The sequence below is a fragment of the Maricaulis sp. genome, from assembly GCF_017643475.1.
In the GTDB taxonomy this organism is placed as follows: domain Bacteria; phylum Pseudomonadota; class Alphaproteobacteria; order Caulobacterales; family Maricaulaceae; genus Maricaulis.
Genome location: NZ_JAEPNI010000006.1, coordinates 1 through 26848 on the forward strand (window position 1 = coordinate 1; position 26848 = coordinate 26848).

Here is a 26848-nt window from a genome sequence, read left to right on the forward strand (position 1 = left end):
TGTCGTCCTCGACCGTATTGCAGATCATCCGGTCAACAAGATCGACGAACTCCTCCCCTGGAACATCGACCTCCAAGCCTGATCCCCTCACGAAAACTGAAAACATTCTTACGTCAAGGTAGCCGTGAAAAGACGCTTACGATATTTCTGGAACTTTTGCTCATGGCGCGATGGCGCCATAGGTGTTGATGTCGCCTACGCATGGCAAGGTTGTGTTCTGTAGAATCGGGCCGACCAATGCGGCTTGGGGAGGTTGCACAAGCAAGTCACGTTGGGATTCACGCTGACATACCGCCAGAACTGCTATTACGACGCGGGGTTCCTCGCTTATCCAAGCTTTAATAAGCGCTTCAGAGCTAGTCGGTAGCGCGCCGGAGCAGTCTTCCAGGCGAGAGGAAGCAGGGTTATGAGCCCAAGGGCGAGCACCGTTAACCCGGCACGCCGCCAGTCACCGGAGGCGAGCTCATCTCCGAAATGCGCGAGCAGGAAGCTCGCCGGGATGATACCGAACAGGGTAGCAAGGGCAAAGCGCCAAGTCCTGAGCGGCGTCAGACCGGCGGCGTAGCTGATGACGTCGAAGGACAGGAACGGCATGAGCCGTGTCGCGAACACAACCGCCATGAGGGCGTTCTGGGACGTGATGAAGCGGTGCAGGACACCCGTCGACAGCCGCGTGCCGAGCCATGCCTTGAGTGCGTCGTATCCGATGAGGCGCGCGACGCCAAAAGCGGTTAGGGCGCCGATCTCGGAGCCAATGGCAACGTAGAACGCGCCCCAGTAATGGCCGTAGGCCGCGCCGGAGGCGAGCGCGATCGGCGCGCTTGGAATCGGGCTCATGACAATGGCGACGGTCATCAGGCCGATGATCAAAAAGGGACCGAGCGGGCCGAATTGCATCACAGCCTGCTCAAGCGCTGCGCCGTCGCGCAGGCGGTCCAGTATGCCGATGCGCCATAACACAAGGACGGTCGCGAGGAAGACGGCCAACACCGCCAGACCGGCGATGATGCGGGGCCAGGGTGGATTGGGTCGTGTGTCCTGCCCTTCGTTCACATTGGTCCTTTGGTGATTTCGCTCAGGGGACGGTGCACGTCGAACAGCTTGGCGTTGAGGTTTTCGATGGCGGGCGCCAGCCCGTCCATCGCCTCGACCGTGTCCTGGCCGAAGGGACCGTTACAGACGAAGTCGAACTGCATCAGCATCACAGAACCGTCCCTTTCTCTCCTTGGGGGCGGCTTCCGCATTCAGGATGCGGCAGCCGCCTTCCAGACGTTAGCGGTCTTCGTCCATCTCCATCATCATGCGCTGCTGTTCGAGCATCTGTTGCATCATCTGCTGCATCATGCCCTGCTGTTCTTGCATGCGCCCCATCATCTGCTGCATCCGTTCGGACATATCGCCCGACATGTCCCCGGACATGCCCATGCCCTGACTGCCGGATCCCTGATCGCCCGACATCCGGCCGCCCATCTGGCCCTGCATGGGCATGTTCCCCATCATGCCGTGCATCGCCTGCATCTTCTCGACCATCATCTGCATGTGCTGGCGCGTGAGCTGACGGCGCTCGGCGGGGTCTGTTGTCTCGCGGGCCTGCTGCATCATCTCCTGCATGCGCTCGAAGGACGGCCCGCCTTGCATCTGCTGCTGCATCTGCTGGGATTGGCCTTGCTGTGGCTTTGCTCCATGCTGGGCCGCCAATGCACCTGCCGCGGTGAGGACGGTGAGGCCCGCGGCTATGGCGAGAGCTTTCAAACCCGGCAAACGCATCGTGCTGGAAGGTATCATCGGCCGTGAATCTGTCATCTCCGGTCTCCTTGGTTGGGATGAAAGACGCTGTAGGGGTGGAGGGGGCGCAACCGGTGCAGCGTCGGACATCGGATCGCTATGGTGACCCGAAGGCACAACCATCTGGACTTACAGACGGAACGACTTGCCCGCCGTTACAGCTTCAGCCCACCTGCCGGCCCCGTGCACAATCCGTCTCTTCACAGCGGCAGTCGAGGAAACCATGGATCGGGCAGATCAGGCACAAACAAACCCCCTGCTGCTGCTTTTCCAGTGCTTGCTTGGTCGTGATGCAGCCTCACAGCGACATTCTTCAAGTCGGCGCCGAGGCGCTGCCGCACAATTCCGCGAATCTCCCAACAGCTCTACGCGCGACATCAAGTCGGCGCATTCTAGCCTGAGCGTGGACAAGGAGGCTGTGGGGAGAAAGTTGCATATCCCGTCGCCGAATTCCGCGTCGGTCTCGGTCGAGAAGGCTTCGAGATCGTTTGGACTCACCACCTCGCGCGCACTTCAGCTTGAGTATGTCGGCAAGGGTTCTCTTTCATCGCTCCATCCTCTTGAGAGTTAAAGCCTTCGGCAAACCCGGCGCGGTTCAGCCCGCCGATAGAAGGGCAGTTGTAGAACTTTGTGATAGTTACAAGCTACAGCTCTTGCCGTCGCGCATTGATTCACAAGTGCAGTCGTCAAATCTACCTTCGGAGCAATCGGTGCAGAACGCTGCTAGAGAAACACGCAGTGCTTGGCGCGCCCGATGCAGGCGCACTCTCGCATTCGATGGTGTGATCCCAAGATCAGCTGCGGCTCGTTCACGCGGTTCATCCGACAGATCGATCCGTTCAAGAATCTCTGCATAGTCCGGGCGCAACCCCGGCACAAGCTTTCGAAGACAGCTGCAAACGCCTTTCTCGTTCGCTAGATCTACCTGGCCGTCGGCCAATACCATCTGGTCTTGCATGTAGCTGTCTTTTCGGCGCCGCCGTGCAGCCTCACTGCGGTAATGATCGGTCAGCACCGAGCGCAACACCGTATACAACCAGGCGACCACACTTTCGCTATTCCTAAGTACTGTCCCGCTGTTGATGACTCGCACGCAGAAAGTTTGAAGCACATCCTCCGCAGTGACCGAATCGCCGACCCGGCGCACGAGATAGCGACGAAATTCGTGATAATAGTCGGTGAGTGCCATTTCTATTTCCGGGGTCATCGGCCGTGACGTGTTGTCGAGCTCATCGGAAAGTGGGTCGGTTTCAATCGTCTTATGTGTTGCTACAGTCATGCTCAAAACCTCGGCCCGAGTTGGCAAGATCGGGCGATCTGGAAACATCTTCGGGCTGAGCGCCTTAGGTCAACGCACAAAAACACCCCACGCTAGCCTTGCGCTAAAACCCACCATAGGGGTCGAGTTTCGGGCTCATAATACGAGAATCGAGAGCAACGGCATTGATCTAAATCAAAGCCATAAAGAGTAACGGTACAGTAGTTCAGTAAGGGCAACCGCCGTGGTCGAAGGTAAGTCGAGAGAAATCTGTGGTGGACGCCGGGCGCGAACCTAGGCCGGGCAGCAGCAAACCAACACGGTTGCCCTTATCCGGCCATTCTGGCCGGCTTAGTCCCTCTGCGCGTCACCAACACGACCCCAAGAATCGCAAGGACAATGCCGACGATCTGCATCCAGCCAAGGGTCTCACCGTAAAACAAAGCGCCCATTGCAAGGCCGAAAATCGGGATCAGGAAGCTTAACGCGTTCGCGCGGTTGAGAGGCGCTTTCTCCAGCACGGAGAACCATAGCCAGTATACTAACGCCGACCCGAACAGACTGAGAACAAGGAGCGCGCCTACAAATGGCAACGACCATCGGATCGTTGTTGGCTCCTCCGTGGCCCAGGCGACAATAGCGAGCGGAACACTGCCGATGAGCAACTGGAGGCCCATTGCCATAAGGGCGTCGACGTTTCCGGCAATTCGTTTAATTACAACGTTGCTCACCGTGACGCCGAGTGCAGCCAGGACAATATAGGCTACTCCTAGAATGTAATTTTCTTGCCCGCCGGTGAGTATCTGGGGCGAAGTGATGACGAGTATCCCCATAAAGCCCAAGGCAAGGCCTGCTTTGCCCAGCGCGGTCAACTGTTCTTTGAGGATGATACCCGCCAGGCCCGCCGCCAACAGCGGTTGGGTGTTGGCGATTACAGTGGCGATGCCCGGGGAAACGAATTCCGCGGCATGGAACATCCCCAAGAAGCCCAGGCTGGTGGCACCTGCGCCAACGATGGCCAACATTGTCCAGATTCGACGACTTTTGGGCAGGGGCTGCCGCAATGCAAGCGCGACGATGATCAACGCTGCGCCTGCCAGGAACGCGCGCAGCGTGGCGAATGTCAGGTGAGGGGCAAATTCAATGCCGACGGTTATCAGCGGGAAGCAGGCAGCCCAAAGCAACATGACCAGAATGATTTGCGCGATGATTCCAACGGTCACTCGACTTTCATCCCATCGTCTATCCGTCCCGCGACACCACCATCACGACCTACTGGCGTTTGTCTGCCAAGTCTCGTGTCGTTGCTGATTGGATTCACACGAGTTGATCCGTTCGGTTCACGCACACTGGCAGGGATGAACGGCCCGGTTTTCCGCGCCGCGCGACATCTCGCGGGTCAACCAGAAACCGGCCCCGAGCAGCAATGCGCCACCATAGATCATGCCCTGCGCCGGGATTTCGGCGAAGATAAGGTAGCCCAGCGTTGACGCCACGACCGGCGAGACGATGATATCGACGAGCGCATAGACATTGGCGTTGAGCGTCTTGAGGACGATGGAGATGCCGAAATAGGCGAAGCCGGTCGAGACGATGCCCAGCCCCGCTGCCCAGAGCATCACCGGCAGGTCCATCCCGAGTGCGGCATAGGAGATGGTCGCGGCGGGCGTGCCGGGGCCGGCGAGGATGAGCGCTGGCGACAGGATCAGCGCCCCCGCGAGCATCGACCAGGCGATGTCGTTGCCGGCCTCGGTCTTTCCTTCGTAGCGCATGTAGGTGACCATGGCGGCGTAGATCGCGCCGTCGCCGAGTGCGACGAGGTTGCCGATCATGTGGCCGCCCTCAAGCGGCTTGGCGAGGACGATACCGGTCAGCGCGACGGCGAAGATCAGGATGTAGCTCTTGCGTGCCTTTTCACCGAGAAACAGCGCCGAGAAGATGAACACGAAGAAGGGCGCGACGCTCCAGAAGATCACCGCATTGGCGATGGGCACCAGCGTCATGGCGTAGTTGAAAACGCTGATCTGCGTGGCGATCAGCACGCCGATGATCGCGGTGTCTTTCAGGTTGCCTTTCGGAAAGCGCAAGGGCCGGCCGGTCGCCAGCGGCATGACCGCCATCAGAAAGGCGGCCGCGAAGCTCAGAGCGTAGAAATTCAGCGTCTGGATCGGGATCAGTCCGTCGGTGAGCTTCACGAACACGCCGATTGTGGCCTCCGACAGCGTGATCAGCAGGAGCAGGAGAACGATCTTCATTTCCGGCTGCGGCCCCCTGCCGTGCGCGTCACGTCGATGGCTTCAGCCCCGGACTCATCAAGGCAGGTGTCCTCGACCTGCAAGGTGACGAAGAAGAATCCGAATTTTTCTTTGAGCATGGCGTGCGCTGCCGCCAGGACCGCTTGGGGATCGGTCTCGTCGGCGACGCGCACATGACCGGAGAAGACGTAACGGCCGCTGGTCAGAGCCCAGGCATGAACGTGGTGGGCATTCGCAACGCCTTCGACCTGCTCCAGCGCGCCGGTGACATCGGACAGGCCGACGTCGGCCGGTGTGCCTTCCATCAATAGGTGAGCAGCGTCGCGCAGAATGCCCCAGCTGGCCCAGAGCAGCACGAAGCCGAAGCCCATACCAAGGATCGGATCGATCAGCAGGAACCCGGTGAATTGAATCACGAGTGCCGTCACGATAATGAGCAGGCTGCCGACGAAGGTTTGAATGATATGCCAAAGTGCGCCTTTCACGTTCAGGTCGCTCTGGCTCTGCTTCCAGATCAAGCCGAGCGAAATAAACTCGGTGAAAAGCCCGCCCGCCGCGGCCCAAAGCATCGGCCCGGTAGGCAGCTCGATCGGGTCGGACAGCCGCATCGCACCCATTACGATCACGATGAGCGCCATGCCCAGAAGGAAGCCGCCATTGACGAGCGCTCCGATAATCTCGGCGCGGTACCAGCCGAAACTGCGATCCTCGTCGGCGGGGCGGCGGGCAAGCTTGGCGGCGACGATCGCGACTAGTACGCCACCCACCGCCGAGAAGGTGTGGAAGGCGTCGGAAATCACCGCGATCGAGCCCGTCCAGAGGCCGATGCCCATCTCGATTACGAAATAGATGCCGGTCAGCCAAGCCGAGATCACCATTCCCCGTCCGCTTGACGGCATGTGGCCGGCATGGCCGCTATGGGCTTGGCTCATTGATTCTATCCTCTCTTCACGTACTCTTTGACTACAAAGTTCTGCGTTCATTTCGCGCCACGGCGAGGCAGACGCTCCCGCGGCTACCACCGGCTTCAGCGTGAAAGGATCCAGGATCATTGCATCGCATCAGACCACCTGTCACTCCCCTCTTCGAGATCAGCCCCTATCTCATCCCTTGATTGGACGGGACAGGGGTAAATTCGCAGAAACTCGAGAGTTATTGCCAATTTATCTGTCGCTACTGTCGATTCCAAGTAAATTCTTGATTGCCGTTTTATTTCCCAGCACGGAACAGTCAAAATGTTTGGGCATCAAACCTTAAGAGGGGGTTCCAGCGTCAACATGACGAGGTGTAGGAGGGTCCGGCGGCCTAGCTGAAGTCGTCTGATGACTATCTGTTCGCTGAGACCGAGATCTGTGGCGATCCTGGTGGGCGGATGATTCAGAATTTCCGCGCGCCACACCACCTCGGCGTAGCGGGGTTCCAAGAGACGCATAAGCGTTTCGATAAACTCCTGCAGAATTGCCTCCATCTCGGTGTCGTCGGAGCCGTCCGAGTCCGGTGGACACCCAGAATCTCCCTCCCCGTCGCTATTTCCGTTCCGGCCTTTGTGTGCCGCCAAAACGCCACCATCAAGGCTGTCGCGCTGGCGTCGGCATGGCTGGCACCTTGGGGTTAAAAACCCTTCTGGATGAACGAGCTGTTCGTTATCTGGATCAATCAGGCCGGCTTTTGAAGCGGCGCGGTTTCCATCTTCCATCGTCTCGATCACTTGGCCTCGCTCCTCCGCTGCTCAAAACCGGGACGGTGTGCCCACCCGGATTTTCATTGGCGTCACATAAGACGTGAATGGGTCGCCGAAAGTTACACAAATCCTTCACGGCCACCGGAGCGGGTCGGAGCTTTCCTTCCCGTCGAACGACTATGCGATCAGCGCTCCTTGTGTAACGGAGCCAGCCGGGCATCGTCTTCTAGACATGGAGGACCCCGAAGGATTGAGCCCGTCAGGAGGAATGAACGTGATCAAAGACCTTGCCCAACGCGACACAACGCAATCTGCAGTTTTCGCACAAGGCTACAACGGCCGTTGCAGAGCGGCTGGTATCTCTTACGGGGGTTGAAATCATGGGACGAACGGCATTGGTGACCGGCGGCACGCGCGGAATCGGCTCCGCGATTGCCAGAACCCTGCGCGATGCGGGCTATACGGTCGCCGCTAGCTACCACGGCAACGATCTGGCGGCCGAAGACTTCAAGGCGGCAACGGGCATCCCTGTTTTCAAATGGGATGTGGCCGATGACGAGGCCTGCGCCGCCGCCGTCGCGAAAATCACCACCGCATATGGCCCGGTCGAGATTCTCGTGAACAATGCGGGGATCACCCGCGACGCTATGCTCCATAAATTAACGTCAGAGCACTGGCGCGCGGTAATCGATACCGATTTGACCGCTTGTTTCACTATGTGCCGCACCGTCATTTCCCCGATGCGGGAGCGCGGTTACGGCCGCATTATCAACATCAGCTCGATTAATGGCCAGAAGGGCCAACTGGGCCAGACCAACTATGCGGCGGCGAAAGCCGGTCTTCTGGGATTCACCAAGGCGCTAGCGCTCGAGAGCGCCGCCAAAGGCGTCACCGTCAACGCCATTGCCCCGGGCTATATCGAGACCGACATGGTCGCCGACGTTCCCCCTAAGGTTCTCGATAGCATCGTCGCCCAGATCCCGGTCGGCCGCCTCGGCCAACCCGAGGAAATTGCCCGGGCCGTGGTGTTTCTGGCGAGCGACGACGCGGGTTTCATCACGGGTTCGACACTGACCGTCAATGGCGGCCAGTACCTGATCTGAGCGGAATCAGGAACCAATCCACTCAAGCGAGACAAGAAGGAAAGCACACCGATGACTCACAAGCAGGTTATGCTTTGTACCCCCGTGCGCACCGCGATCGGCACCTATGGAGGATCCTTGAAAGATCTGCCGGCGACCGAGCTCGGCGCAACGGCGATCCGCGCGACGATCGAGCGGTCGGGCGTCGATCCCTCGCTCGTTCAAACCGTGGTCATGGGACAGGTGATCCAGGCGGGCGCCAGAATGAACCCTTCACGCCAGGCGGCAATCGGTGCTGACATTCCGGTTGGCGTGCCAGCGATGACCGTCAATCGGGTGTGCGGCTCTGGGGCTCAGGCGATCGCCTCGGCGGCCCAGGAGATCATGCTCGGACATATCGACTGCGCGGTCGCCGGCGGCATGGAGAACATGGACCAGGCCCCCTACATCGTTCAAAACGGGCGCTGGGGTTATCGCATGGGTGATGCCCAGATGCACGACAGCATGCTCCGTGACGGCCTGAACGACGCCTTTTCCAGCGAGCACTCCGGCTGGCACACGGAAGACTTGGTGAAGAAGGCTCAGATTACGCGCGAAGATCAGGATCGCTGGGCCGAACGCTCTCAGCGGCGCTTTTCCGAGGCGCAGGCTGCTGGCAATTTCAAGCAAGAGATCGCTCCGGTAGAACTCAAGACTCGTAAGGAGACGACCACATTCGACGCCGATGAACACAACCGACCCGACACGACCCTCGACAGTCTGAGCAAGCTCAGGCCTGCCTTCCGCAAGGAGGGTACGATTACGGCTGGCAATGCGCCGGGACTCAACAGCGGCGCGGCGGCGATGATAATCGCCGAGGCGACTTGGGCGGAGAAGAACGGTCTTAAACCCATGGCCAGGTTGGTTTCCTACGGTGTGGGCGCGGTCGATCCCGGCATGTTCGGCCTCGGACCGGTACCGGCCGTCTTTCAGGCTCTGGAGCGGGCGGGCTGGAGCGTTGGCGATCTCGACCGCGTCGAGATCAATGAGGCCTTTGCCGCCATTGCCGTTGCGCTCGCGCGTGAGATCGGAATCGAACAAGACATCGTCAACGTCGAAGGCGGCGCTATTGCCCACGGTCATCCGATCGGCGCAACGGGGGCCGTTTTGACGACGCGACTCCTGCATGCAATGGAGCGCAATGGGGTCAAGCGGGGCTTGGTGACGCTCTGCATCGGCGGCGGGCAGGGCATCGCACTCACCTTGGAGCGGACGTCCTGATGCTGACTGTCGGATCCGCAGGTGACGGGCAGGTAGCTTGAAGATGCCGTTCAAACCTACCGTCGCTGCGTGACCATAGTGCTTCATGCCGTTTTCTCCGCGTTCAAGCGGCCACAAAGATACTTAAAAACAAGAATGCCGAAGGATAGGGGCCAAAATGCTTGTCGCGACAATACTGGCGCTGTCACTCGCCATATTGACGTTCTTATTTCATTATGCGGTTCTGCGTTGGCTGTCCGGTGGCATGGCGCGCATCGCGATGACCGCTGGTGTGCGTATCCTGGTCATCGTTCTTATGGTGACCGCAGCGCATCTCATCGAGATTGGGATTTATGCGGTCGCCTATGCGCTTGGTGATGGCGTCCTCGCCCTCGGCGGTTTCGGCGGCCTGGCCGTCGCCGAGCCGCTCGACTACCTCTATTTTTCGATCGTGAGCTACACCTCGCTCGGGCTCGGCGATGTGTTTCCTTCTGATCACCTCCGCTTCATCACCGGCGTTGAGGCCTTGAACGGCCTGTTGCTGATCGCTTGGTCGGGATCCTTCATATATATCGCGATGGCACGTCTTTGGCCGTGGCGATCCTGCACCGAGCCGACTCGCGGCAACGCGGACAAGAGGTTCAAGTCGGCCCCGATGCCACCTCAAAATACGGACAGTATGAATTAGCCTTCCAAATGCTCATAGAATATTTCTGGTGTGGGCAGAACGGCAGAGACAATGTGCAGTATAGGAATGCCCATATTCTATAGAGTGGGCGAGAGGATCTGATGAAATCTGATTACCAGGCGAACAGCATCACTCTGACCGGCGGTGTCTCGATGGGCACCGGCGTCATGATCGGAGCGGGAATCTTCGCGCTTACCGGTCAGATTGCAGAACTTGCGGGCCCGTGGTTTCCGCTTTCCTTCATCGCCGGCGGGATCGTTACCGGATTCAGCGCCTATACCTATGTGAAGATGTCGAATGCTTTCCCGTCCGCTGGCGGAATCGCAATGATCTTGCAGAAGGCCTATGGGCCGGGGGCAATTGCGGCCGCCGCCGCTTTGCTGATGGCGCTCTCCATGGTGATCAACGAGAGTCTCGTCGCGCGGACTTTCGGCGCCTACGTTCTCAGGCCATTCGAATTAGAGGCAGGCAGCATTCTCGTGCCCGCGCTTGGCGTCGGGCTGATCGTCTTCGCCTATCTTGTTAACATATCGGGCAATCGCTCCGTTGGCCTGTTCTCAGTCGTCATGGCATTCCTGAAAATCGGTGGCATCGCCGCCTTCGGCATTGCCGCGCTGGTGGCCGGCGGCTTCACCTTCGAGCCGGCGTCAGGGTCGTCGCAATCCATCCCGATCGCCGGCTTCACGGCGTCGATCGCGTTTTCGATCCTCGCATTCAAGGGCTTCACGACGATCACCAACAGTGGCGCCGAGATCGTCGATCCGCATCGCAATGTCGGCCGCACGATCATCATTTCAATCGCGATTTGCGTGGTGGTCTATCTGCTGGTCGCGTTCGCGGTCGGTTCCAGTCTCTCGCTCGACGAGATCGTCGCCGCGAAAGACTATTCGCTCGCGGAGGCAGCCGAACCGGCCCTCGGTCCTTACGGTTTCTATTTCACCATCGCGCTTGCTGTTGTCGCGACCGCCTCGGGGCTGCTCGCCAGTGTCTTTGCCGTCTCGCGCATGCTGGCGATGCTGACCGACATGAAGATGATCCCCCACAGTCATTTCGGCATGTCCGGTCCGATCCGCGAGCACACGTTGGTTTACACCGTGGTGATTGCGGGAGTCCTGACGGTGCTTTTTGATCTCAGCCGCATCGCATCGCTCGGCGCCTTCTTCTACCTGGTGATGGATATCCTGATCCATTGGGGCGTGTTCCGCCGCCTGCGCCACGAGATCGACGCGAGCGGCTGGGTACTGATTATGGCTATCGCGCTCGACGCGCTCGTGCTCGGCGTCTTTGGCGCCATAAAGCTGCAATCAGATCCGCTTATCGTGGTCATCGCGGTCGCCGCCATCGCCGCAGTGTTCGCCTATGAGCGCGTCTTTCTGTCGCGCTGGACCGCGGAGGAAAAACATGGCGGTCACTGAGCAGTTGCCAAGCCCCGCTCATCATCCGGCGATCACGCTATTTTCGAGATTTATATCGCAACAGGTGAAAATGATCTCTCGCCATATCTACGAGGCCGGGAGAGAACATGACTGACGATCAAGACAGTGATTCACCACGAGACGCTGTCCATGCAGTCATGGTGGAAATTCAGCAGGACTTCTTTCGCTTTCTCGCGCGGCGGCTCGGCAATGAAGAGGAGGCCGCCGACGTTCTGCACGATTTCTACGTCAAGGTGCTTGCCCGGGTTGGCGATGTTCGCGACACGGAAAAGCTGCGCGCCTGGATGCGCCGGGTGTTGGAGACGACGTTAGTCGACTATTACCGCGCCCAAGGCAAGAAGCGTCAAAGGGACGCGGAATACCACTATCTGGAGTCAGTGCTCTTGACCGGCGAAGCCAAGAGCGATCTCGATCTCTTTGTCTGTGTGTGCCTTTACAAACTTCTTCCGACCCTAAAGTCGGAGTATGCGGAAATCTTGTGGCGCGCCGACTTGATCGGCGAGTCCCGCCAAAGTATCGCTGGCACGCTCGGCATCACGGAGAGCAATTTTCGCGTGCGTCTGCACCGGGCCCGCCAGGCCTTGCGGCAGCAGCTGGAAGAGACCTGTCGGACCTGCCCAATTCATGGCTATCTCGATTGCGAGTGCGACTACGCCGGCCATGTTCGTGCGGAGATCGGGGAAGGACCCTCCGAACTGTAACGAATTGCTCCCCGGACCGTCTATCTGAACGACGGCCCGAATACATTGGCGCGCCGTCGCGCACCAGCTTCAGGTCACCCGTTCTCAATCTGATGGACCATCCGAAGGAGCCGACCATGCCAAACACATCCAAACCCACCAATCCCGCAGTTCTGCAGTATCGGGGGCTCGACCTCGAAGCCATCACGGCCCTGCAAATGCGTAATGTTGAAGCGCTCCGGAGCATGACGAATCTCATGTTCGACACGACGGAAGCGGTCACTAGGCGCCAGGCCGAATTCCTTGAAACCCGCGTCGGCCAGATGAGCGCGGCGTTCGAGCCTGGCGAAAACGCTTCGGATCCAAAGGCTCTTTTCGAACGGCAAGCCGAGGCCTATCGCGATCTCTTCGGGGCGCTCGCCAGCCATGTTGGGGAGCTTGCCGAGATCACGTCCAAATGCTGCGCCGGGCTGGTGCACGAGGCGAGCCGAGCGGCGGCGGGCCAGGACGACGAGAGCGCTGCCGTGAAGCGGTCGGAGAACGACGGCACCGCAGCCTCGAAGACAAGCGCAGCGAAAAAGTAGTCGCGGGCAGGGTTCATGAACGCGCTTTCCTACTTCCTGATCTGGGCGGTGATCATCTTCGTGATGATGCGCTTCGGCTGCGGCGCCCATGTCATGGGACATGGGCACGGCAAGGCCAAGCACGGCGATGCGAACCACAGCCGGCAAAAGAATGCCGAGGAGTTGCGGTGGATTCCCCCAACCAAGGACGTCGATCCCGTCTGCGGCAAGACCGTCAGTACCGACAAGGCCAAGCCGAGCGTCCATGACGGCAGTGTTTATTATTTTTGCTCGCGGGAATGCCGGGAGCGCTTTGAGGCTGCGCCCGAGCAATATGTCGGACCCGGTGCCAAGACCGAGACGCCGACGCCCCAGTTGGAGGACCGCCATGTCTGATCTCAATATCTCTTCGAGGACGCCGCCGCGCGCGGGGACGCCCCTGCCGGTTCAGTCTGCTTCAAGAATACCCGTGATGGCGCTCGGCTTGAGCCTAGGCCTCTTCCTGGCCGTCACCTTCGCTCTTTGCGTCGGCTTCGACCTTTTGTTTCCCGGCCAGGCGATGTATCAAAGCTGGTTCCGGCTCCTTCCTGGCTTCACTTGGCTGAGCTGGCAGAGCTTTTTCCTCGGCCTGGCCGAGAGCTTCGCCTATGGCTGGTATGTGGCACTGGTCTTCGCGCCGCTTTACAATTTCTTTGCCGCGCACAGTGGCCGGGGAGGCCGGCCATGACGACGGCAAAGAGGCAAAAAGCCACGACCGATGCCGGCGACAAACGGGCACCCGCACTTAAACTGGTAAGCCAGGCGGATGCCCGGCGTCAGAAGCGTGTGGAGGATGCTTCGGACGCTCGACTGCCGGGCCAGGATCTCGTCGACTACCAGGTCGACCTCTGGCAGCGGACGATCCTTTTCTGGGACACGCTCAGACAACGCGCCGACAATATGCTCGAGCATGAACGCGCCGGTTTGCCGCCGTTGCTCGACTTCAAATACGAGACGATCCTCGACGCACGGCGCTTCGAGCCTCCCGCGAACTATGCGCTCCTGCGGATTACGGAAGTCGGCGATGACTGCTGGGACGACTGCGTCGATCCCGACAAGCCGCCGGTCATCGTGGTCGATCCGCGCGCCGGGCACGGGCCGGGGATCGGCGGGTTCAAGCACGATTCCGAAGTCGGCATGGCGCTCCACGAGGGGCATCCAACATATTTCGTGATCTTTTTCCCGGAGCCATCGCCCGGCCAGACACTGGCCGACGTGTTACATGCACTCAGGCGCTTCGTGGAGGAGGTCGCCGGACGCCATTCCGGCACGCCGCCTGTCCTTTACGGCAACTGTCAGGCCGGTTGGGCGATGACTCTGCTCTCGGCCGACTGTGAGGGTCTGGTCGGCCCTGCTGTGCTGAACGGCTCGCCGCTGTCCTATTGGTCAGGCGAGGCCGGCGTCAATCCGATGCGGGTGACCGGAGGACTGCTCGGCGGCGCCTGGCTCACGCATTTGACGGCCGATCTCGGCAACGGCCGCTTCGATGGCGCGTGGCTGGCCCTGAATTTCGAGAACCTGAAGCCGGAAAAGGCTATTTGGGAGAAATACGCCGGTCTGTTCCACAAGGTCGATACCGAGAGCGAGCGCTTCCTCGAGTTCGAGCGCTGGTGGAACGGGTTCTATTTCCTCAGCCGCGAAGAAATACTGGCGATCGTCGAAAACCTGTTCATCGGCAACAAGCTGGAACAGGGCATCATGCGCATCTGCGACGGCTGCATCGCCGATTTGCGCCGCATCCGCAATCCGTTGGTCATCTTTGCCTCCTACGGAGACAACATCACGCCGCCGCATCAGGCTCTGGGCTGGATTCCGACCGTATATGAGGATACGGCCGATCTGAAGAAGGCGGGTAAACGGATCGTCTATCTGACCAATCCGCATGTGGGCCATCTCGGCATCTTCGTGTCGGCCAAGGTCGCCCGCCTTGAACATCGCGCCATTCTCGAAAACCTCGATGAGATCGAAGCCCTCGCTCCGGGCCTCTACGAGATGAAGATCGACAACCCGAGCGGCGACCCCGACTGCCACAAGCCGCAATTCACCGTGCGGTTTGACGAGCGGCGGGTCGAGGATCTGAAGTTTCCGGAGCAAAGCCAGGCATTCGAACAAGTGCGGGCTGTTTCCGAGGCGGGCGAGGCGTTCTACCGGAGCTTCGTCAGTCCGTGGGTTCAGATGGCGAGCAATCCATGGACCGCGGAGTCGTTGAAGTGGCTGCATCCGATGCGAACGAGCCGTTACTTGTTTTCCGAGTCGTTCAACCCATGGATGCGCGGTGTCGCGGCTCTGGCAGATGGTATTGCCAAGACGCGGAAACCGCTGCCCGAGGATCATCCTTTGCTGGAAAGGGAACGGGAGCTTTTCGCCGAATTTTCCGGGGCGATCGAGCAGGTCCGCGAGTGGCGCGACGCCGGCTACGAACAGGCGTTCGGGCAGCTTTACGGCCAGGAGACATCCGCGGCGGGAACAGTAGGGAATGAAGGCGAGGCGAAGAACTATGGCCGTTGATGGCGCGATCCTGGTCATCAATAGTGGATCCTCCAGCGTCAAGTTCGCGCTGTTCGACGCGGCTCCCGCCGAGCCCCAGCGAACCTGGTCGGGTTCTCTGGAACGCATTGGCTTCGACGAAGGACGTTTCCTTGTGAGGGCAGCGGACGGGACGGCACTGGTCGATGAAATGCGGGCAATTCCCGACCATGACGCGGCCCTCGACCTGCTTCTGAACTGGGCCGAGGATCGCGACACGCAAGCGACACCCGTTGCCGTTGGCCACCGGTTGGTACATGGCGGAGAGGGCTGTGATTGTTCGCTTGTGGTCACGCCCGCGCTTGAGGTCCGGCTGAAGCAACTGGTCCCGCTCGCGCCCCTCCATCTGCCCCATAACCTGGCCGGCATCACGGCGGTCCGACGACAACGGCCCGATCTCCCGCAGGTCGCCTGCTTCGACACCGCGTTTCACCATGGCTTGTCACGTGTGGCGCGCTTGACCGGCTTGCCGCGCCGTTTCGAGCAAGAGGGTATCCGGCGCTACGGTTTTCACGGCCTGTCTTATGAGTATGTCATCGGCGAGGTACGCCGGCGTGACGGCGACGCAGCTGCGGAGGAACGAATCATTGTTGCCCATCTCGGCAACGGCGCGTCGATGGCGGCGATCAGGAACGGACACAGCGTCGAGACCACCATGGGCTTCAGTACACTTGCCGGCCTTCCCATGGGGACGCGTCCCGGCGATCTCGATCCCGGCGTTCTCCTGCATCTCCTGATCGAAAAGCAAATGACTCCCGACGCCCTTCAACAGGTGCTCTACACCGAATCGGGCCTGCTCGGTCTGTCCGGCTTGAGCCGCAACATGGCCGATCTCCTGGCCCGGCGGGACGTTCCAGAGGCGGCGGAGGCGATCGACTTCTTCAGCCACCATGCACGCCGGCACCTGGCTGGCCTGACGGCCGCGCTCGGCGGTCTCGATCGGTTGATTTTCACCGGCGGTATTGGCGCTAACTCGCCCGAAATCCGCGCCAGCATCTGCGAGGGGCTCGATTATCTCGGTCTCACGCTTGATGCGGAGCGGAACGCCGGTCAACAACGCGTTGTCTCGACCGACGACAGCGGTGTGCTCATCGAAGCCTTCAAGACTGACGAGGAGTTGGCCATCGCGCGCCATACTCAAAACATTCTGAGGGCATCCGGAAAGGAGAATGTGCGAGCCCATGGTTGATCATCCCGCCACTCTCGAAGATCTCGTCGCACGCGCGAAGGAGCGCACGCCGATCCGCGTCGCCGTGGTCGCCGCCGATCAAGGCCTTGTCCTCGAAACGGTTCAGGAAGCCGTGGCGCTTGGCCTGATCGAGCCCCGGCTCGTCGGCGATCCCGACGCGATTCTGGCCTGCGCAGCCTCCTCCAATGTGGAGATCGACCGGGCTGCGATCGTATCCGCAAAGAGCGACGCCGAGACAGCCCGCGCCGGTGTCGATCTCGTCCGAAACGGCGATGCCGACGCGGTCATGAAAGGTCACATTCACACCGATGCCTTCATGCGGGCCCTGCTAGACACGGACCAGGGCCTCAGACTCCCAGGTCGCCGCGTCAGCCACGTCTTCATGGTCGACATTCCAGCCTATCCGAAGCTCCTCGCGATCACGGACGCGGCCATCAACATCATGCCGGACCTCAACGCGAAAGCGCAGATTCTTGAGAACGCCATCGCACTTTTCACGCTCCTTGGCATAGAAGCACCGAAGGCAGCTGTGTTGTCGGCGGTCGAGACGGTCAATCCGGCCATTGCATCGACCCTCGACGCGGCCTGTCTCGCTTTGATGGCCAAACGGGGCCAGATTGCAGGTGCGATCGTCGATGGCCCGATGGCTTTTGACAACGCCATCTCAGCCGACGCAGCCCGCGAGAAAGGCATCGTCTCGGAGGTCGCCGGAGATGTCGATATCCTGCTGGTCCCCGATCTCGTTTCCGGCAACATCTTGGCCAAGAATCTCGAATATCTGGCCGGCGCCACGGCGGCGGGCGTCGTCATGGGCCTCGCCGCGCCGGTGGTGCTCAGCTCCCGCGCCGATCCGCCGGCCGCCCGGTTGGCGGCGCTGGCGCTCGCCGTCCTGATGCATCAACCTGCGCTGCCTCGGTCGCAGCAGTTGCAACAAGGAGAATCGGAATCGGCCATTCATTGCGCGGCTCAACCTGAAGCCGCGTGCTGTCCGATGGGAGCGTGAACCATGGGGCACCATCCAACGAAAATACGAACGGAGCAAACCGCGCTGGCAACGCCTCGCAACGAACCGATGGGAAGGGGTTTATCCCTGGATCAACCTCTCCACGCGACACTCGGGCAGATCACCGCCGGTGTGTCGCCCGTGGCGCTTGCTCAAGCGTATACGGACTGGGCGCAGCATCTCGTCATGTCGCCCGACAAGCAAATAGAACTAGTTCGGAAGGCCGCCCGCAAATGGGCGCGCTATCTGGAATACTGTTCACGGGCTTGCTCGGATCCTCATTGCGAGGCCTGCATCGAGCCCCTGCCGCAGGACAAACGCTTTGCCGGTGATCCGTGGCAGGCATGGCCATATAACGCGATCTATCAGGGTTTTCTCCTGACCCAGCAATGGTGGCACAACGCTACAACCGGCATCTCCGGCGTCTCCAGGCACCATGAAGAGGTCGTTTCCTTCGTTGCCCGGCAGTTGCTCGATATGATGTCGCCTGCGAATTTTCCGTCGAGCAACCCCGAGGTCCTGAAGGAGACCCTCGATACCGGGGGCCAAAATCTGGTACGCGGCGCGGTGAACTTCTTCGAGGACTGGCAACGCGCGGTCCGTGGGGGGCCACCTGCCGGCACGGAACGGTTTGCGGTCGGCGACAACCTGGCGGTTACACCGGGCCAAGTGATTTTCCGTAACGAATTGATCGAACTGATCCAATACATGCCGGCGACGGATAAGGTTCATCCCGAGCCTATCCTGATCGTGCCTGCCTGGATCATGAAATACTATATCCTCGACCTTAGCCCCGAGAACTCGCTGGTGAAATACTTGGTCGAGAAGGGTCACACGGTCTTCATGATCTCCTGGAAAAATCCGACGGTCGAAGATCGCGACCTTGGTATGGAGGACTATCGCCGGCTGGGCGTCATGGCCGCGCTCGACGCGGTGTCAGCTATCGCGCCGGAAAGCCGCGTCCACGGCGTCGGCTACTGCCTCGGTGGAACGCTCTTATCGATTGCTGCGGCGGCCATGGTCCGCGATGGCGACGACCGGCTGGCAACCATGACCCTCTTCGCCGCGCAGACGGACTTCACGGAAGCCGGCGAATTGATGCTGTTCATTGACGAGGCCCAGGTCAGCTTTCTTGAGGACATCATGGCCGAGCAGGGCTGTCTCGATACCAAGCAGATGGCCGGCACGTTCCAGCTGCTTCGCTCCAACGACCTCATCTGGTCGGCCATGGTTCAGAATTATCTCATGGGACAGCGCCGACCGATGTTCGACCTGATGGCGTGGAATGCTGACGCCACGCGCATGCCTGCCAGGATGCACTCCGAATATCTCCGGCAGCTGTTCCTCGATAATGATCTGGCGGACGAACGCTATTGCGTCGACGGTCGCCCGGTGTCGTTGCATGACATCCGCATTCCGATTTTTGCGGTCAGCACGCTCTCGGACCATGTCGCGCCGTGGCGGTCGGTTTACAAGATCCACAGCCAAACCAATGCTGATGTTACCTTCGTACTATCCAATGGCGGCCACAATGCCGGCATTGTGAGCCCACCTGGCAACACCCGGCGTCGTCACCAGATCGCCACCCACGATGATCTCGCGGCCTACCTGGACCCTGACACCTGGCAGGCGCGGGCCACCCACCATGAGGGTTCATGGTGGCCCTGTTGGCTAGGGTGGCTTAGCAACCATTCGGGTGAACCCGTTAAGCCCCCTGGCCTGGGGGCGGCGCGCAAGGGCTATCGGCGGCTGGGCGAAGCGCCCGGCACCTATGTGCTGATGCCCTGACCCAGGCTGTGACCCTGTCGTCCGCAGCTATGTCTGGTCCCGAATAATATCGTGCGCGGCGAGACGGATCGCGCCTGGCCCGCCTGGCCGGAGAAAGGAGCAAGCGCAAAAAATGGAACTCATCGATATGAAAGGCCGGAAGGGGTTGGTGGTGGGAATTGCCAACGAACACAGTTTGGCCTGGTCGGCGGCCCAGCATTTTCGGAACGCCGGCGCCGATCTTGCCATCACCTATCTGAACGACAAGGCCAAGCCCTTTGTTGAGCCGCTTTCGCAACAGGTGGACGCGCAACTTTTCCTGCCCTGCAATGTCGCCGAGCCGGGACAATTGGAGGCCGTCTTCGGGGAGATCGAGCAGAAATGGGGCCGATTGGATTTTCTGTTTCATGCGATCGGGTGGGCCCGTAAGGAAGATCTCCATGGCCGGTTGACCGATTGTTCGGGAGAAGGCTTCGCTGAATCGATGCTTATCTCGTGCCACTCCTTCATCCGTATGGCGAAGCTCGCCGAGCCGCTCATGGACAAAGGTGGCAGCTTGACGACGCTCAGCTACTACGGCGCAGAAAAAGTGGTCGATCATTACAATGTCATGGGGCCAGTCAAAGCCGCCCTTGAAGCGTCTGTACGCTACCTGGCCCATGAACACGGTGGCAAGGCGATCCGGGTGAACGCGATTTCGGCCGGGGCGGTCGCGACACGCGCCGCCTCGGGCATCGAGCATTTCGACGAACTATTGAATGAGACCGTCCGCAAGGCACCGCTGCGGCGCACGGTGGACGCCTGCGAGGTGGGACGTACGGCGCTTATGCTGGCGAGCGATTATACGAGCGCCATCACCGGGGAAACGCTCTACGTCGACGCGGGCTTTCACATCGAAGGGATGGTGTTTCACTGATGGCCGGCTTCGAACCCGAAAAAGACGTAGTGGTCACCGACCCGGTATGCGGCATGCGCCTGACGCCCGAAAAGGCCGTCGCTCACGAGGAGCGTGAGGGCTGGGCGTATTTTTTCTGCTCGGAGGGCTGTCACAAGCTCTTTCTTACAGCGCCGGAACGATACTCCTCCTCACTGGCCTATTTCTCGCAGCCATCGGCCGGTAAGGATACGTAGCCGCAGACCTGTGACGTCAGACGAAGAACGGATCGTCGTAAAAGCGTGAGCGATGCGTCCCTTGCAGAGGACCTTTACGAGTATCCGGGACGCAATTTTGTAGGGTTTCGAACGACCGATCTATGGAAGATCGGCAGCCGATTTCGGGCCGAGTGCCGCTGTTCCGCCTTCGCTCTACGCCTGTTCAGGCACGGCAGGCGAGGCTCCCAAAGGGCTTCAGACGATCTCTGCCGCCTCAGTCCGCCCGCCCGGCGGCCACTGCCTGTGAATCCCCGTCACTGTAACGCTGAGCGTCTCTCGTCGTCCTTATAGATGTGAGAACAGAGATCCTGCGAACGTTTCCGCGAATACCGACAGCGGTGACGGTTTGTACGCCGAAGTCGCATTTCACATCGAAGAGATGATTGGACAGGCCATGTACCACGAAAGGAGCGTCAAATGAGAAGACGATTGACGAATTTGGCCCTGGCGCTGCCCACCGCGGTGGTCTCGATGCCGGCACTTGCGCAAACCTCGGCCGATCGATCCGACTATTGGCACTATGGCTGGGGCTGGGGACACATGATTTTTGGCTCCGTCATGATGATTGTCTTCTGGGGCGGGATCATCCTCGCGATCGTGCTCGCGGTCCGCTGGCTGGGTGGCGATTGAGGACGGGTAACCCGATCGCAATCACGAACGAACGGGCCCCTCGACATCCTTCACGAACGCTTTGCCCGCGGCGAGATCGACAAGGAAGAGTTCGAAGAACGAAAGCGTCTGCTCTCCGACTGAAACCGTCTTCCAACAAAAGCCAGAGCCGCGGAAGACCGCACATCCATCGTCAATCGAACCGGAAAGCCGGAACAAGCCAATGAATAAGCACGATGATCACGATCACAGCCATCGCTCTGACGGTACAACAGGTTCCGTCAAGGCTATGACGGCCAGAGATCCGGTTTGCGGAATGACGGTGCAGTTGGATCAGGACAAGCCGAGCCAAGAGTACGAGGGTGAGACCTATCACTTTTGTTCTCAAAAGTGCCACGACAAGTTCGCGGCCGACCCGGAGCATTATCTCGCCGGCGAGCACAAGGCCGAAACAGCGCCTAAGGGCACGAAATATACCTGCCCGATGCATCCCGAGATCGTGCGGGACGAACCGGGAGAATGTCCGATCTGCGGCATGGCGCTGGAGCCTATGGGGGTTCCAGCCCCCGATGACGGACCGAATCCCGAGCTTGTTGATTTCAAGCGCCGGTTTTGGATCGGCGCCGTGCTGACGGTTCCGCTTCTTGTGCTGACGATGGGCCCCTTTGTTGGGCTCGGTTTCGTCCGCGACATCTTCGGCGAGCGTGCGACGCTGTGGATCGAACTCGCTTTGGGGACACCGGTCATTCTCTGGGCCGGTTGGCCATTCTTCGTGCGTGGCGTCAAGTCGGTGATCAACCGCAGTCTCAACATGTTCACGCTCATCGGGATGGGCGTCGGCGCGGCCTATCTCTTCAGTGTCGTCGCCGTGCTCGTGCCGGAGATTTTCCCGGACGGATTTCGCGATGCGGAGGGCCATGTCGGGGTTTATTTCGAAGCCGGCGCCGTGATCGTCGTGCTGGTGCTGCTCGGCCAGGTGATGGAGCTTGGCGCGCGCGAGCGAACGGGCTCGGCGATTCGCGCCCTTTTGGATATGGCCGCCAAGACCGCCCGGGTGATCCGCAAGGACGGGAGCGAGGAAGAAATCCCGCTCGAGGACGTCAAGGTCGGCGATCGGCTGCGCGTCCGCCCGGGCGATAAGGTCCCCGTCGACGGCGTGGTGGTCGAGGGACGTTCGTCGATCGATGAATCGATGATCTCTGGCGAACCGGTTCCGGTCGAGAAAGTCGAGGGCGACAAGGTCACCGGCGCCACAATCAACGGCACGGGCAGTCTCGTGATCGAAGCCGAACGCGTCGGCTCCGACACCATGCTGAGCCAGATCGTCGAGATGGTCGCGAACGCGCAGCGCAGCCGTGCCCCGATCCAGAAACTTGCCGACTCTGTGGCGGGCAAGTTCGTACCAGCCGTGATCGTCATTGCAATTCTCTCGTTCATCGCATGGTCTCTTTGGGGGCCTGCCCCGGCCCTCTCATACGGACTGGTCTCGGCAGTCGCCGTTTTGATCATCGCCTGTCCGTGCGCGCTGGGCCTGGCAACGCCGATGTCGATCATGACGGCGACGGGCCGAGGCGCGCAAGCCGGCGTGCTCATCAAGAACGCCGAGGCGCTGGAACGCTTCGCCAAGGTCGACACGCTGATCGTCGACAAGACGGGGACGCTGACCGTCGGCAAGCCGAAGCTCGTCGCGGTCTTGCCGCAACCCGGGCATGAGGAGGACGAGGTGCTGCGCTTGGCCGCAAGCCTGGAGCGGGGCTCGGAGCACCCACTCGCCGAAGCCATCGTCACCGGGGCCGAAGAACGCGATGTTGCGCTGGCTAACGCGGATGAATTCGAAGCCGTCACCGGCAAAGGGGTAAAAGGCGTCGTCGACGGCAAATCAGTGGCGCTCGGCAACGCAAAGCTGCTCGCCGATCTGGGGCTCGACGGCGGCAAGCTCTCCGAGACCGCCAATGCTCGACGTGACGAAGGCGAAACGGTGATGTTCGTCATCGTCGGGTCCGAAATCGCCGGTCTCGTGTCGGTTGCCGATCCGGTCAAGGAGACGACGCCGGACGCGCTGAAGGCGCTGCACGAACAAGGCTTCCGCATCGTCATGGCGACTGGCGACAACGAGCGTACCGCGAAGGCGGTGGCTGGAAAACTCGGGATCGACGAGATCCGTGCCGACGTGTTGCCCGAAGACAAGGCGCGCATCATCAAGGATCTGCAAGACGAAGGCCGAAAGGTCGTGATGGCAGGCGATGGCGTCAACGACGCGCCTGCACTGGCCCAGGCCGATGTCGGCATCGCCATGGGCACCGGCGCCGACGTGGCGATCGAGAGCGCGGGTTTCACCTTGGTCAAGGGTGATCTCAACGGCATCGTCCGGGCCAGGAAGCTCTCGCGCGCGACGATGCGCAACATCAAGCAGAACCTGTTCTTCGCCCTGTTCTACAACGCCGCAGGCGTGCCGGTGGCGGCAGGGGTTCTGTTCCCGTTCTTCGGGATTTTGATCTCGCCGATATTCGCAGCCGCGGCGATGAGCCTGTCGTCCGTATCGGTAGTCGGCAACGCTCTCCGGCTGCGCTCGGTGAAGATCTAGAAGGGCTCATCCCGGCGCGGCAATGCGCTTTATGGAAAGGAACCACAAGCTATGAACGTCATATCGTTTTCCCGGGCCGCCGCCTGGACAGGACTGATGGCCTTGGCGTTGGGAGCGCAGACGGCTCTTGCTGAACCGCTCGTGTATGTGCCTCTCGGCGGGGAGAACAAGATCGTCGCTGTCGATGCCGCGACGGACGAAATCGTCGATACGTTGACTGGTCCGGCGGCGGTTCATGGGCTCGCCGGAACGCCCGACGGACAGTTCTTGATTGCCGGAAGCTTCGAGACGCGCGCATCAGACGGCGAAGCTGTCGCGAAGCCGGCGGGCGTTTCCGAAGACGAGCATGCCGCGCACCATGGTGCCGCCTCCCCCGATGCCAGGAACGCCGTCGCGGAAGTCAGCACGGTCTCGGTTGTTCGAACGGTCGACGGGTCCGTGGTCCGGCGCATCGACGTACCCGGCGCCGTCCATCACGTCGCGGTCAGTGACGATGGCCGGTTCGCCGTCGTCACCCATCCCAACGCCGGATCAATCAGTGCCATCGACCTCGGCTCCTATGAGGTGGTCGCGACGGTCGCCACCGGGCCCCTGCCCAATTACGCGGCCTTCGCTCCTGGCGGTGACCGTCTTTACGTCAGCAACGCCGGCAACGACACGGTCAGCGAGATCGACACGGCACGGTGGATCGTCCGGTCGAATACCGTTGTCGGCGGCAGCCCCGAACACATCGTTCTGTCCAGAGATGGCGTCACTCTCTACGTCAACAACGTCGACGACGGCACGGTCTCCGTCGTTGAGGTCGGCGACCAGACGGTTGTGAAGACGATTCGCCTCGAAACGGCCCTCCACGGGATCGACCTGTCCGATGACGGCGGCGCGCTCTTCATCGCGGTCCTTGGTGGCGACAAGGTGGTTGCCATCGATCTCGCTACCGGCGCCCAGCGCAGTGTTTCCTCGGCTCCCGCCCCGTACCACCTCGCCGTCATTCGCGGGACGGGCAAGCTCTACGTCTCCAGCGCCGACGAGCCGAAAATTTGGGTGATCGATCAGCGGGATCTCAGGATTCGCGGAGAGATCCAGATCGGCGGCAAAGGCCATCAGATGGTTCAGGGGGCGGGCGGATGACCTCGACCGTATTTCGGAAACGACGAGGGTCGGAAGAGGGGACGCGACATGGCGCAGCATGAAACCAGCGGCTTTCGGAGCTTCATTTTCTCCCGTTCGGGCATGGTGTTGCTCGGATTCCTGGCAGTGGCGGGTTACTTCCTGTGGGAAGAGCATGCCGCGCATATTCTGGGCTATCTGCCGCTCCTCCTCATTCTCGGACTCTGCGTGGGCATGCATTTCTTCATGCATGGCAGCCACGGGGGCGATCACGGATCGCACCGCGACGAACCGCGGGAGGACGACAGATGAGCAACGAAGTTCCAGCCTACGGCCTCTGGTTCTTGGTGGTGGTCAACTCGGCGATCTTCATCCTGTTCGCCTTTAGCTTCTTTAAGCCGAAGACTGGCCGGGACTGGCGCTCATTCGGTGCTTTCAGCGCCTTTCTGGTCGCGCTTTTCACTGAGATGTACGGCTTCCCGCTCACCATATATTTCCTATCGGGCTGGTTGCAGACCAACTACCCAAGCGTCGACTGGCTTGCCCATGATTCCGGCCATCTCCTGGAAATGCTGTTTGGCTGGAAGGCAAACCCGCACCTCGGGCCCTTCCACATTCTGAGTTTCGGCTTTATCGGCGGCGGGTTCATCCTGCTCTCCGCCGCTTGGCGCGTCCTTTACCAAGCACAACGGACGGGAACGCTCGCGACCACGGGGCCTTACGCCCGCATTCGCCATCCTCAATATGTCGGCTTCGTCCTGATTCTGGTTGGGTTCCTGTTCCAGTGGCCGACCATTCTCACACTGGCGATGTTTCCCGTTCTGCTTGTCATGTACTGGCGTCTTTCCCTGCGCGAAGAGCGGGAAGTCGAAGCCGAATTGGGTGACGTGTACCGACGCTACGCCGAGAGAGTGCCCCGGTTCATGCCCCGCCTCAAAGACATTTTCACCAGCCCGGCCGTTGAGGGGGACCGACAATGAGCCGAATTCATTATCGGCTCCATAGACCAGTCGGAATGACCGGTTGTCGACGGCGCCCGCACGACTCTCGACTGGATGCCAACGCATCGGAAGAGATTAGACATGAACCAAAAGAAGTATAAGCGCTCAGCCACGGACCTGCAGCGCCGTTCAAGTCCGGCCGCCATTTTTGTCATCACCGTGGTCGCTGCCGGTGCTGTCTTTGTCGGATGGAAAGCCATCGCACCATTGTCGCGCGACACGACGACTGACGTCACCGTTCCGAGGCTCTGCCCCTCGCAAGAGCAGGCAAGGCGGCGTTCGACGCCAACTGCGCGCCTATGCCAACGTACCGGAGGCCCGCGCCTCGATCAGCCGGTACCTGGCGTTCTACAACGGCCGGAGACCCCAATCATCGCTTGGCGGGCAGGCCCCCGATCAGGCATATCTCACGACGCAGCAGCCAATCCCGGCCGCAGCCTAACCTAGGCGGACATCCACTTAGCGACAGCCCCGAAACTGTTCAGACAAGCCGAGCCACCTCTCGGCGTCCGTTCGCCAGCGCCTCACCAACCGCGCCCGCGAGCGCGGCGAGGACGTCGATCTCGTCTTCATCCGCTACGCCCTGGAACGGCTTCTCTATCGCCTCGGGACGTCTGGTCATTGGGACCGCTTCATCCTGAAAGGCGCCCTGCTCTTCATCCTCTGGACCGGTGAACCGTATCGCGCCACGCGCGACCTCGACCTTCTCGGCTTCGGCGAACGGGACATCGAGGCGCTGACCACGACCTTCCGGGCGCTCTGCGATACGCCCGTGGAGGAAGACGACGGCCTTGAGTTCATCACCGAGTCCGTCCAGGTCGAGCCGATGCGGGACGAGGAAGGGCACCCCGGCGCCCGCGTGCGCCTCGAGGCACAGCTCGCCAGTGCCCGCCTATCGGTTCAGGTCGACATCGGTTTCGGCGACGCCGTGACGCCGAAGGCCGAGGAGATCGAGTCCCCGTCGCTTCTCGCGCTTCCCGCCCCGCGCATCCGCGCCTATCCACGGGAGACGGTAGTCGCCGAAAAGTACGAGGCGATCGTCTCGCTCGGCATGCTGAACAGCCGTAAGCGTCTTTTCACGGCTACCTTGACGTAAGAATGTTTTCAGTTTTCGTGAGGGGATCAGGCTTGGAGGTCGATGTTCCAGGGGAGGAGTTCGTCGATCTTGTTGACCGGATGATCTGCAATACGGTCGAGGACGACA

The 26848-nt window shown here is 60.6% G+C and carries 29 protein-coding genes and 1 pseudogene; 22 read left to right on the forward strand and 8 right to left on the reverse strand.

Annotated elements, in window-relative coordinates; all coding sequences use genetic code 11:
- Positions 1 to 327 precede the first annotated feature (327 nt).
- The 8 genes from JJ889_RS15530 to JJ889_RS15565 all read right to left on the reverse strand — a co-directional run bounded on the left by JJ889_RS15530 (position 328) and on the right by JJ889_RS15565 (position 7006).
- Entirely contained in the window at positions 328 to 1053 is a 726-nt protein-coding gene (locus JJ889_RS15530; protein ID WP_084399039.1) for a TVP38/TMEM64 family protein, read from the reverse strand.
- Positions 1050 to 1196 carry a hypothetical protein gene (locus tag JJ889_RS15535; protein WP_291896738.1) on the reverse strand — a complete coding sequence of 49 codons (147 nt, stop codon included), beginning with the start codon at positions 1194 to 1196 and terminating at the stop codon, positions 1050 to 1052. The genes JJ889_RS15530 and JJ889_RS15535 overlap by 4 nt, the downstream gene beginning before the upstream one ends.
- A 76-nt stretch (positions 1197 to 1272) precedes the next feature.
- Complete coding sequence (locus JJ889_RS15540) at positions 1273 to 1803, reverse strand: hypothetical protein (protein WP_140056102.1); 531 nt, start codon at positions 1801 to 1803, stop codon at positions 1273 to 1275.
- 619 nt (positions 1804 to 2422) lie between these two features.
- Positions 2423 to 3064 carry an RNA polymerase sigma factor gene (locus tag JJ889_RS15545; RefSeq protein ID WP_291896742.1) on the reverse strand — a complete coding sequence of 214 codons (642 nt, stop codon included), beginning with the start codon at positions 3062 to 3064 and terminating at the stop codon, positions 2423 to 2425.
- Between the two features lie 308 nt (positions 3065 to 3372).
- The gene (locus JJ889_RS15550; RefSeq protein WP_008892262.1) at positions 3373 to 4266 is read right to left on the reverse strand and encodes a DMT family transporter; all 894 of its coding nucleotides are present in this window, start codon (positions 4264 to 4266) and stop codon (positions 3373 to 3375) included.
- A 117-nt stretch (positions 4267 to 4383) separates the two neighbouring features.
- Positions 4384 to 5298, reverse strand: a complete 915-nt coding sequence (locus JJ889_RS15555) for a DMT family transporter (RefSeq protein WP_008892263.1) — start codon at positions 5296 to 5298, stop codon at positions 4384 to 4386.
- Positions 5295 to 6230: a cation diffusion facilitator family transporter gene (locus tag JJ889_RS15560; RefSeq protein WP_008892264.1), complete on the reverse strand. Its 936-nt coding sequence runs from the start codon at positions 6228 to 6230 to the stop codon at positions 5295 to 5297. The genes JJ889_RS15555 and JJ889_RS15560 overlap by 4 nt, the downstream gene beginning before the upstream one ends.
- A 314-nt stretch (positions 6231 to 6544) precedes the next feature.
- Positions 6545 to 7006 (reverse strand): sigma-70 family RNA polymerase sigma factor, encoded by a 462-nt coding sequence (locus JJ889_RS15565; RefSeq protein WP_008892265.1) that lies wholly within the window; start codon positions 7004 to 7006, stop codon positions 6545 to 6547.
- A 353-nt stretch (positions 7007 to 7359) separates the two neighbouring features.
- Between JJ889_RS15565 and phbB the strand changes: the two genes are divergently transcribed.
- From phbB to JJ889_RS15670, 22 genes and pseudogenes are all read left to right on the forward strand, one after another.
- Entirely contained in the window at positions 7360 to 8082 is a 723-nt protein-coding gene (gene phbB, locus JJ889_RS15570) for an acetoacetyl-CoA reductase (protein ID WP_008892266.1), read from the forward strand.
- A gap of 51 nt (positions 8083 to 8133) precedes the next feature.
- On the forward strand, positions 8134 to 9321 hold the full coding sequence (locus JJ889_RS15575; RefSeq protein ID WP_008892267.1) for an acetyl-CoA C-acetyltransferase: 1188 nt from the start codon (positions 8134 to 8136) through the stop codon (positions 9319 to 9321).
- A gap of 157 nt (positions 9322 to 9478) precedes the next feature.
- Positions 9479 to 9988 carry a potassium channel family protein gene (locus JJ889_RS15580; RefSeq protein WP_008892268.1) on the forward strand — a complete coding sequence of 170 codons (510 nt, stop codon included), beginning with the start codon at positions 9479 to 9481 and terminating at the stop codon, positions 9986 to 9988.
- Positions 9989 to 10089: 101 nt separating this feature from the next.
- A complete protein-coding gene (locus tag JJ889_RS15585) occupies positions 10090 to 11403 on the forward strand; it encodes an APC family permease (RefSeq protein ID WP_008892269.1) in 1314 nt (437 codons plus the stop codon).
- Between the two features lie 107 nt (positions 11404 to 11510).
- Positions 11511 to 12125 (forward strand): sigma-70 family RNA polymerase sigma factor, encoded by a 615-nt coding sequence (locus tag JJ889_RS15590; protein ID WP_008892270.1) that lies wholly within the window; start codon positions 11511 to 11513, stop codon positions 12123 to 12125.
- 116 nt (positions 12126 to 12241) lie between these two features.
- Entirely contained in the window at positions 12242 to 12688 is a 447-nt protein-coding gene (locus JJ889_RS15595) for a phasin family protein (RefSeq protein ID WP_008892271.1), read from the forward strand.
- Positions 12689 to 12703: 15 nt separating this feature from the next.
- The gene (locus JJ889_RS15600; RefSeq protein ID WP_008892272.1) at positions 12704 to 13063 is read left to right on the forward strand and encodes a YHS domain-containing protein; all 360 of its coding nucleotides are present in this window, start codon (positions 12704 to 12706) and stop codon (positions 13061 to 13063) included.
- Positions 13056 to 13394 (forward strand): DUF5676 family membrane protein, encoded by a 339-nt coding sequence (locus tag JJ889_RS15605; RefSeq protein ID WP_199679526.1) that lies wholly within the window; start codon positions 13056 to 13058, stop codon positions 13392 to 13394. The genes JJ889_RS15600 and JJ889_RS15605 overlap by 8 nt, the downstream gene beginning before the upstream one ends.
- Positions 13391 to 15214: a DUF3141 domain-containing protein gene (locus JJ889_RS15610; protein WP_291896772.1), complete on the forward strand. Its 1824-nt coding sequence runs from the start codon at positions 13391 to 13393 to the stop codon at positions 15212 to 15214. Before JJ889_RS15605 ends, JJ889_RS15610 begins: the two co-directional genes overlap by 4 nt.
- Positions 15204 to 16421 (forward strand): acetate/propionate family kinase, encoded by a 1218-nt coding sequence (locus tag JJ889_RS15615; RefSeq protein ID WP_008892275.1) that lies wholly within the window; start codon positions 15204 to 15206, stop codon positions 16419 to 16421. Before JJ889_RS15610 ends, JJ889_RS15615 begins: the two co-directional genes overlap by 11 nt.
- Entirely contained in the window at positions 16414 to 17424 is a 1011-nt protein-coding gene (locus JJ889_RS15620; RefSeq protein WP_008892276.1) for a bifunctional enoyl-CoA hydratase/phosphate acetyltransferase, read from the forward strand. The genes JJ889_RS15615 and JJ889_RS15620 overlap by 8 nt, the downstream gene beginning before the upstream one ends.
- A 69-nt stretch (positions 17425 to 17493) precedes the next feature.
- A complete protein-coding gene (locus JJ889_RS15625) occupies positions 17494 to 19212 on the forward strand; it encodes an alpha/beta fold hydrolase (protein ID WP_366940139.1) in 1719 nt (572 codons plus the stop codon).
- Between the two features lie 112 nt (positions 19213 to 19324).
- On the forward strand, positions 19325 to 20107 hold the full coding sequence (gene fabI / locus JJ889_RS15630; RefSeq protein WP_008892278.1) for an enoyl-ACP reductase FabI: 783 nt from the start codon (positions 19325 to 19327) through the stop codon (positions 20105 to 20107).
- Positions 20107 to 20322: a YHS domain-containing protein gene (locus tag JJ889_RS15635; protein ID WP_008892279.1), complete on the forward strand. Its 216-nt coding sequence runs from the start codon at positions 20107 to 20109 to the stop codon at positions 20320 to 20322. Before fabI ends, JJ889_RS15635 begins: the two co-directional genes overlap by 1 nt.
- A 438-nt stretch (positions 20323 to 20760) precedes the next feature.
- Positions 20761 to 20973 (forward strand): hypothetical protein, encoded by a 213-nt coding sequence (locus JJ889_RS15640; protein ID WP_291896781.1) that lies wholly within the window; start codon positions 20761 to 20763, stop codon positions 20971 to 20973.
- Positions 20974 to 21018: 45 nt separating this feature from the next.
- Positions 21019 to 21096 (forward strand): SHOCT domain-containing protein, encoded by a 78-nt coding sequence (locus JJ889_RS15930; protein WP_366940140.1) that lies wholly within the window; start codon positions 21019 to 21021, stop codon positions 21094 to 21096.
- A gap of 79 nt (positions 21097 to 21175) precedes the next feature.
- Positions 21176 to 23536, forward strand: coding sequence for a heavy metal translocating P-type ATPase (locus JJ889_RS15645; protein ID WP_081579331.1), 2361 nt, complete (start codon positions 21176 to 21178; stop codon positions 23534 to 23536).
- 51 nt (positions 23537 to 23587) lie between these two features.
- A complete protein-coding gene (locus JJ889_RS15650) occupies positions 23588 to 24664 on the forward strand; it encodes a beta-propeller fold lactonase family protein (protein WP_008892282.1) in 1077 nt (358 codons plus the stop codon).
- A 48-nt stretch (positions 24665 to 24712) separates the two neighbouring features.
- On the forward strand, positions 24713 to 24955 hold the full coding sequence (locus JJ889_RS15655) for a DUF2933 domain-containing protein (protein ID WP_008892283.1): 243 nt from the start codon (positions 24713 to 24715) through the stop codon (positions 24953 to 24955).
- Entirely contained in the window at positions 24952 to 25623 is a 672-nt protein-coding gene (locus JJ889_RS15660; protein WP_008892284.1) for an isoprenylcysteine carboxylmethyltransferase family protein, read from the forward strand. Before JJ889_RS15655 ends, JJ889_RS15660 begins: the two co-directional genes overlap by 4 nt.
- Before the next feature lie 310 nt (positions 25624 to 25933).
- Positions 25934 to 26086 (forward strand): annotated as a pseudogene (locus JJ889_RS15665) (integrase core domain-containing protein); the annotation flags it as partial.
- A gap of 207 nt (positions 26087 to 26293) precedes the next feature.
- Entirely contained in the window at positions 26294 to 26740 is a 447-nt protein-coding gene (locus tag JJ889_RS15670; protein WP_291896795.1) for a nucleotidyl transferase AbiEii/AbiGii toxin family protein, read from the forward strand.
- The last annotated feature ends 108 nt before the right edge of the window (positions 26741 to 26848 follow it).

Coding starts and splice junctions, on each gene's coding strand:
- JJ889_RS15535 (WP_291896738.1), bottom strand. CDS start 1,196: ATGCAGTTCGACTTCGTCTGTAACGGTCCCTTCGGCCAGGACACGGTC.
- JJ889_RS15540 (WP_140056102.1), bottom strand. CDS start 1,803: ATGACAGATTCACGGCCGATGATACCTTCCAGCACGATGCGTTTGCCG.
- JJ889_RS15545 (WP_291896742.1), bottom strand. CDS start 3,064: ATGACTGTAGCAACACATAAGACGATTGAAACCGACCCACTTTCCGAT.
- JJ889_RS15555 (WP_008892263.1), bottom strand. CDS start 5,298: ATGAAGATCGTTCTCCTGCTCCTGCTGATCACGCTGTCGGAGGCCACA.
- JJ889_RS15560 (WP_008892264.1), bottom strand. CDS start 6,230: ATGAGCCAAGCCCATAGCGGCCATGCCGGCCACATGCCGTCAAGCGGA.
- phbB (WP_008892266.1), top strand. CDS start 7,360: ATGGGACGAACGGCATTGGTGACCGGCGGCACGCGCGGAATCGGCTCC.
- JJ889_RS15575 (WP_008892267.1), top strand. CDS start 8,134: ATGACTCACAAGCAGGTTATGCTTTGTACCCCCGTGCGCACCGCGATC.
- JJ889_RS15580 (WP_008892268.1), top strand. CDS start 9,479: ATGCTTGTCGCGACAATACTGGCGCTGTCACTCGCCATATTGACGTTC.
- JJ889_RS15585 (WP_008892269.1), top strand. CDS start 10,090: ATGAAATCTGATTACCAGGCGAACAGCATCACTCTGACCGGCGGTGTC.
- JJ889_RS15590 (WP_008892270.1), top strand. CDS start 11,511: ATGACTGACGATCAAGACAGTGATTCACCACGAGACGCTGTCCATGCA.
- JJ889_RS15595 (WP_008892271.1), top strand. CDS start 12,242: ATGCCAAACACATCCAAACCCACCAATCCCGCAGTTCTGCAGTATCGG.
- JJ889_RS15600 (WP_008892272.1), top strand. CDS start 12,704: ATGAACGCGCTTTCCTACTTCCTGATCTGGGCGGTGATCATCTTCGTG.
- JJ889_RS15605 (WP_199679526.1), top strand. CDS start 13,056: ATGTCTGATCTCAATATCTCTTCGAGGACGCCGCCGCGCGCGGGGACG.
- JJ889_RS15610 (WP_291896772.1), top strand. CDS start 13,391: ATGACGACGGCAAAGAGGCAAAAAGCCACGACCGATGCCGGCGACAAA.
- JJ889_RS15615 (WP_008892275.1), top strand. CDS start 15,204: ATGGCCGTTGATGGCGCGATCCTGGTCATCAATAGTGGATCCTCCAGC.
- JJ889_RS15620 (WP_008892276.1), top strand. CDS start 16,414: ATGGTTGATCATCCCGCCACTCTCGAAGATCTCGTCGCACGCGCGAAG.
- JJ889_RS15625 (WP_366940139.1), top strand. CDS start 17,494: ATGGGAAGGGGTTTATCCCTGGATCAACCTCTCCACGCGACACTCGGG.
- fabI (WP_008892278.1), top strand. CDS start 19,325: ATGGAACTCATCGATATGAAAGGCCGGAAGGGGTTGGTGGTGGGAATT.
- JJ889_RS15635 (WP_008892279.1), top strand. CDS start 20,107: ATGGCCGGCTTCGAACCCGAAAAAGACGTAGTGGTCACCGACCCGGTA.
- JJ889_RS15640 (WP_291896781.1), top strand. CDS start 20,761: ATGAGAAGACGATTGACGAATTTGGCCCTGGCGCTGCCCACCGCGGTG.
- JJ889_RS15645 (WP_081579331.1), top strand. CDS start 21,176: ATGAATAAGCACGATGATCACGATCACAGCCATCGCTCTGACGGTACA.
- JJ889_RS15650 (WP_008892282.1), top strand. CDS start 23,588: ATGAACGTCATATCGTTTTCCCGGGCCGCCGCCTGGACAGGACTGATG.
- JJ889_RS15655 (WP_008892283.1), top strand. CDS start 24,713: ATGGCGCAGCATGAAACCAGCGGCTTTCGGAGCTTCATTTTCTCCCGT.
- JJ889_RS15660 (WP_008892284.1), top strand. CDS start 24,952: ATGAGCAACGAAGTTCCAGCCTACGGCCTCTGGTTCTTGGTGGTGGTC.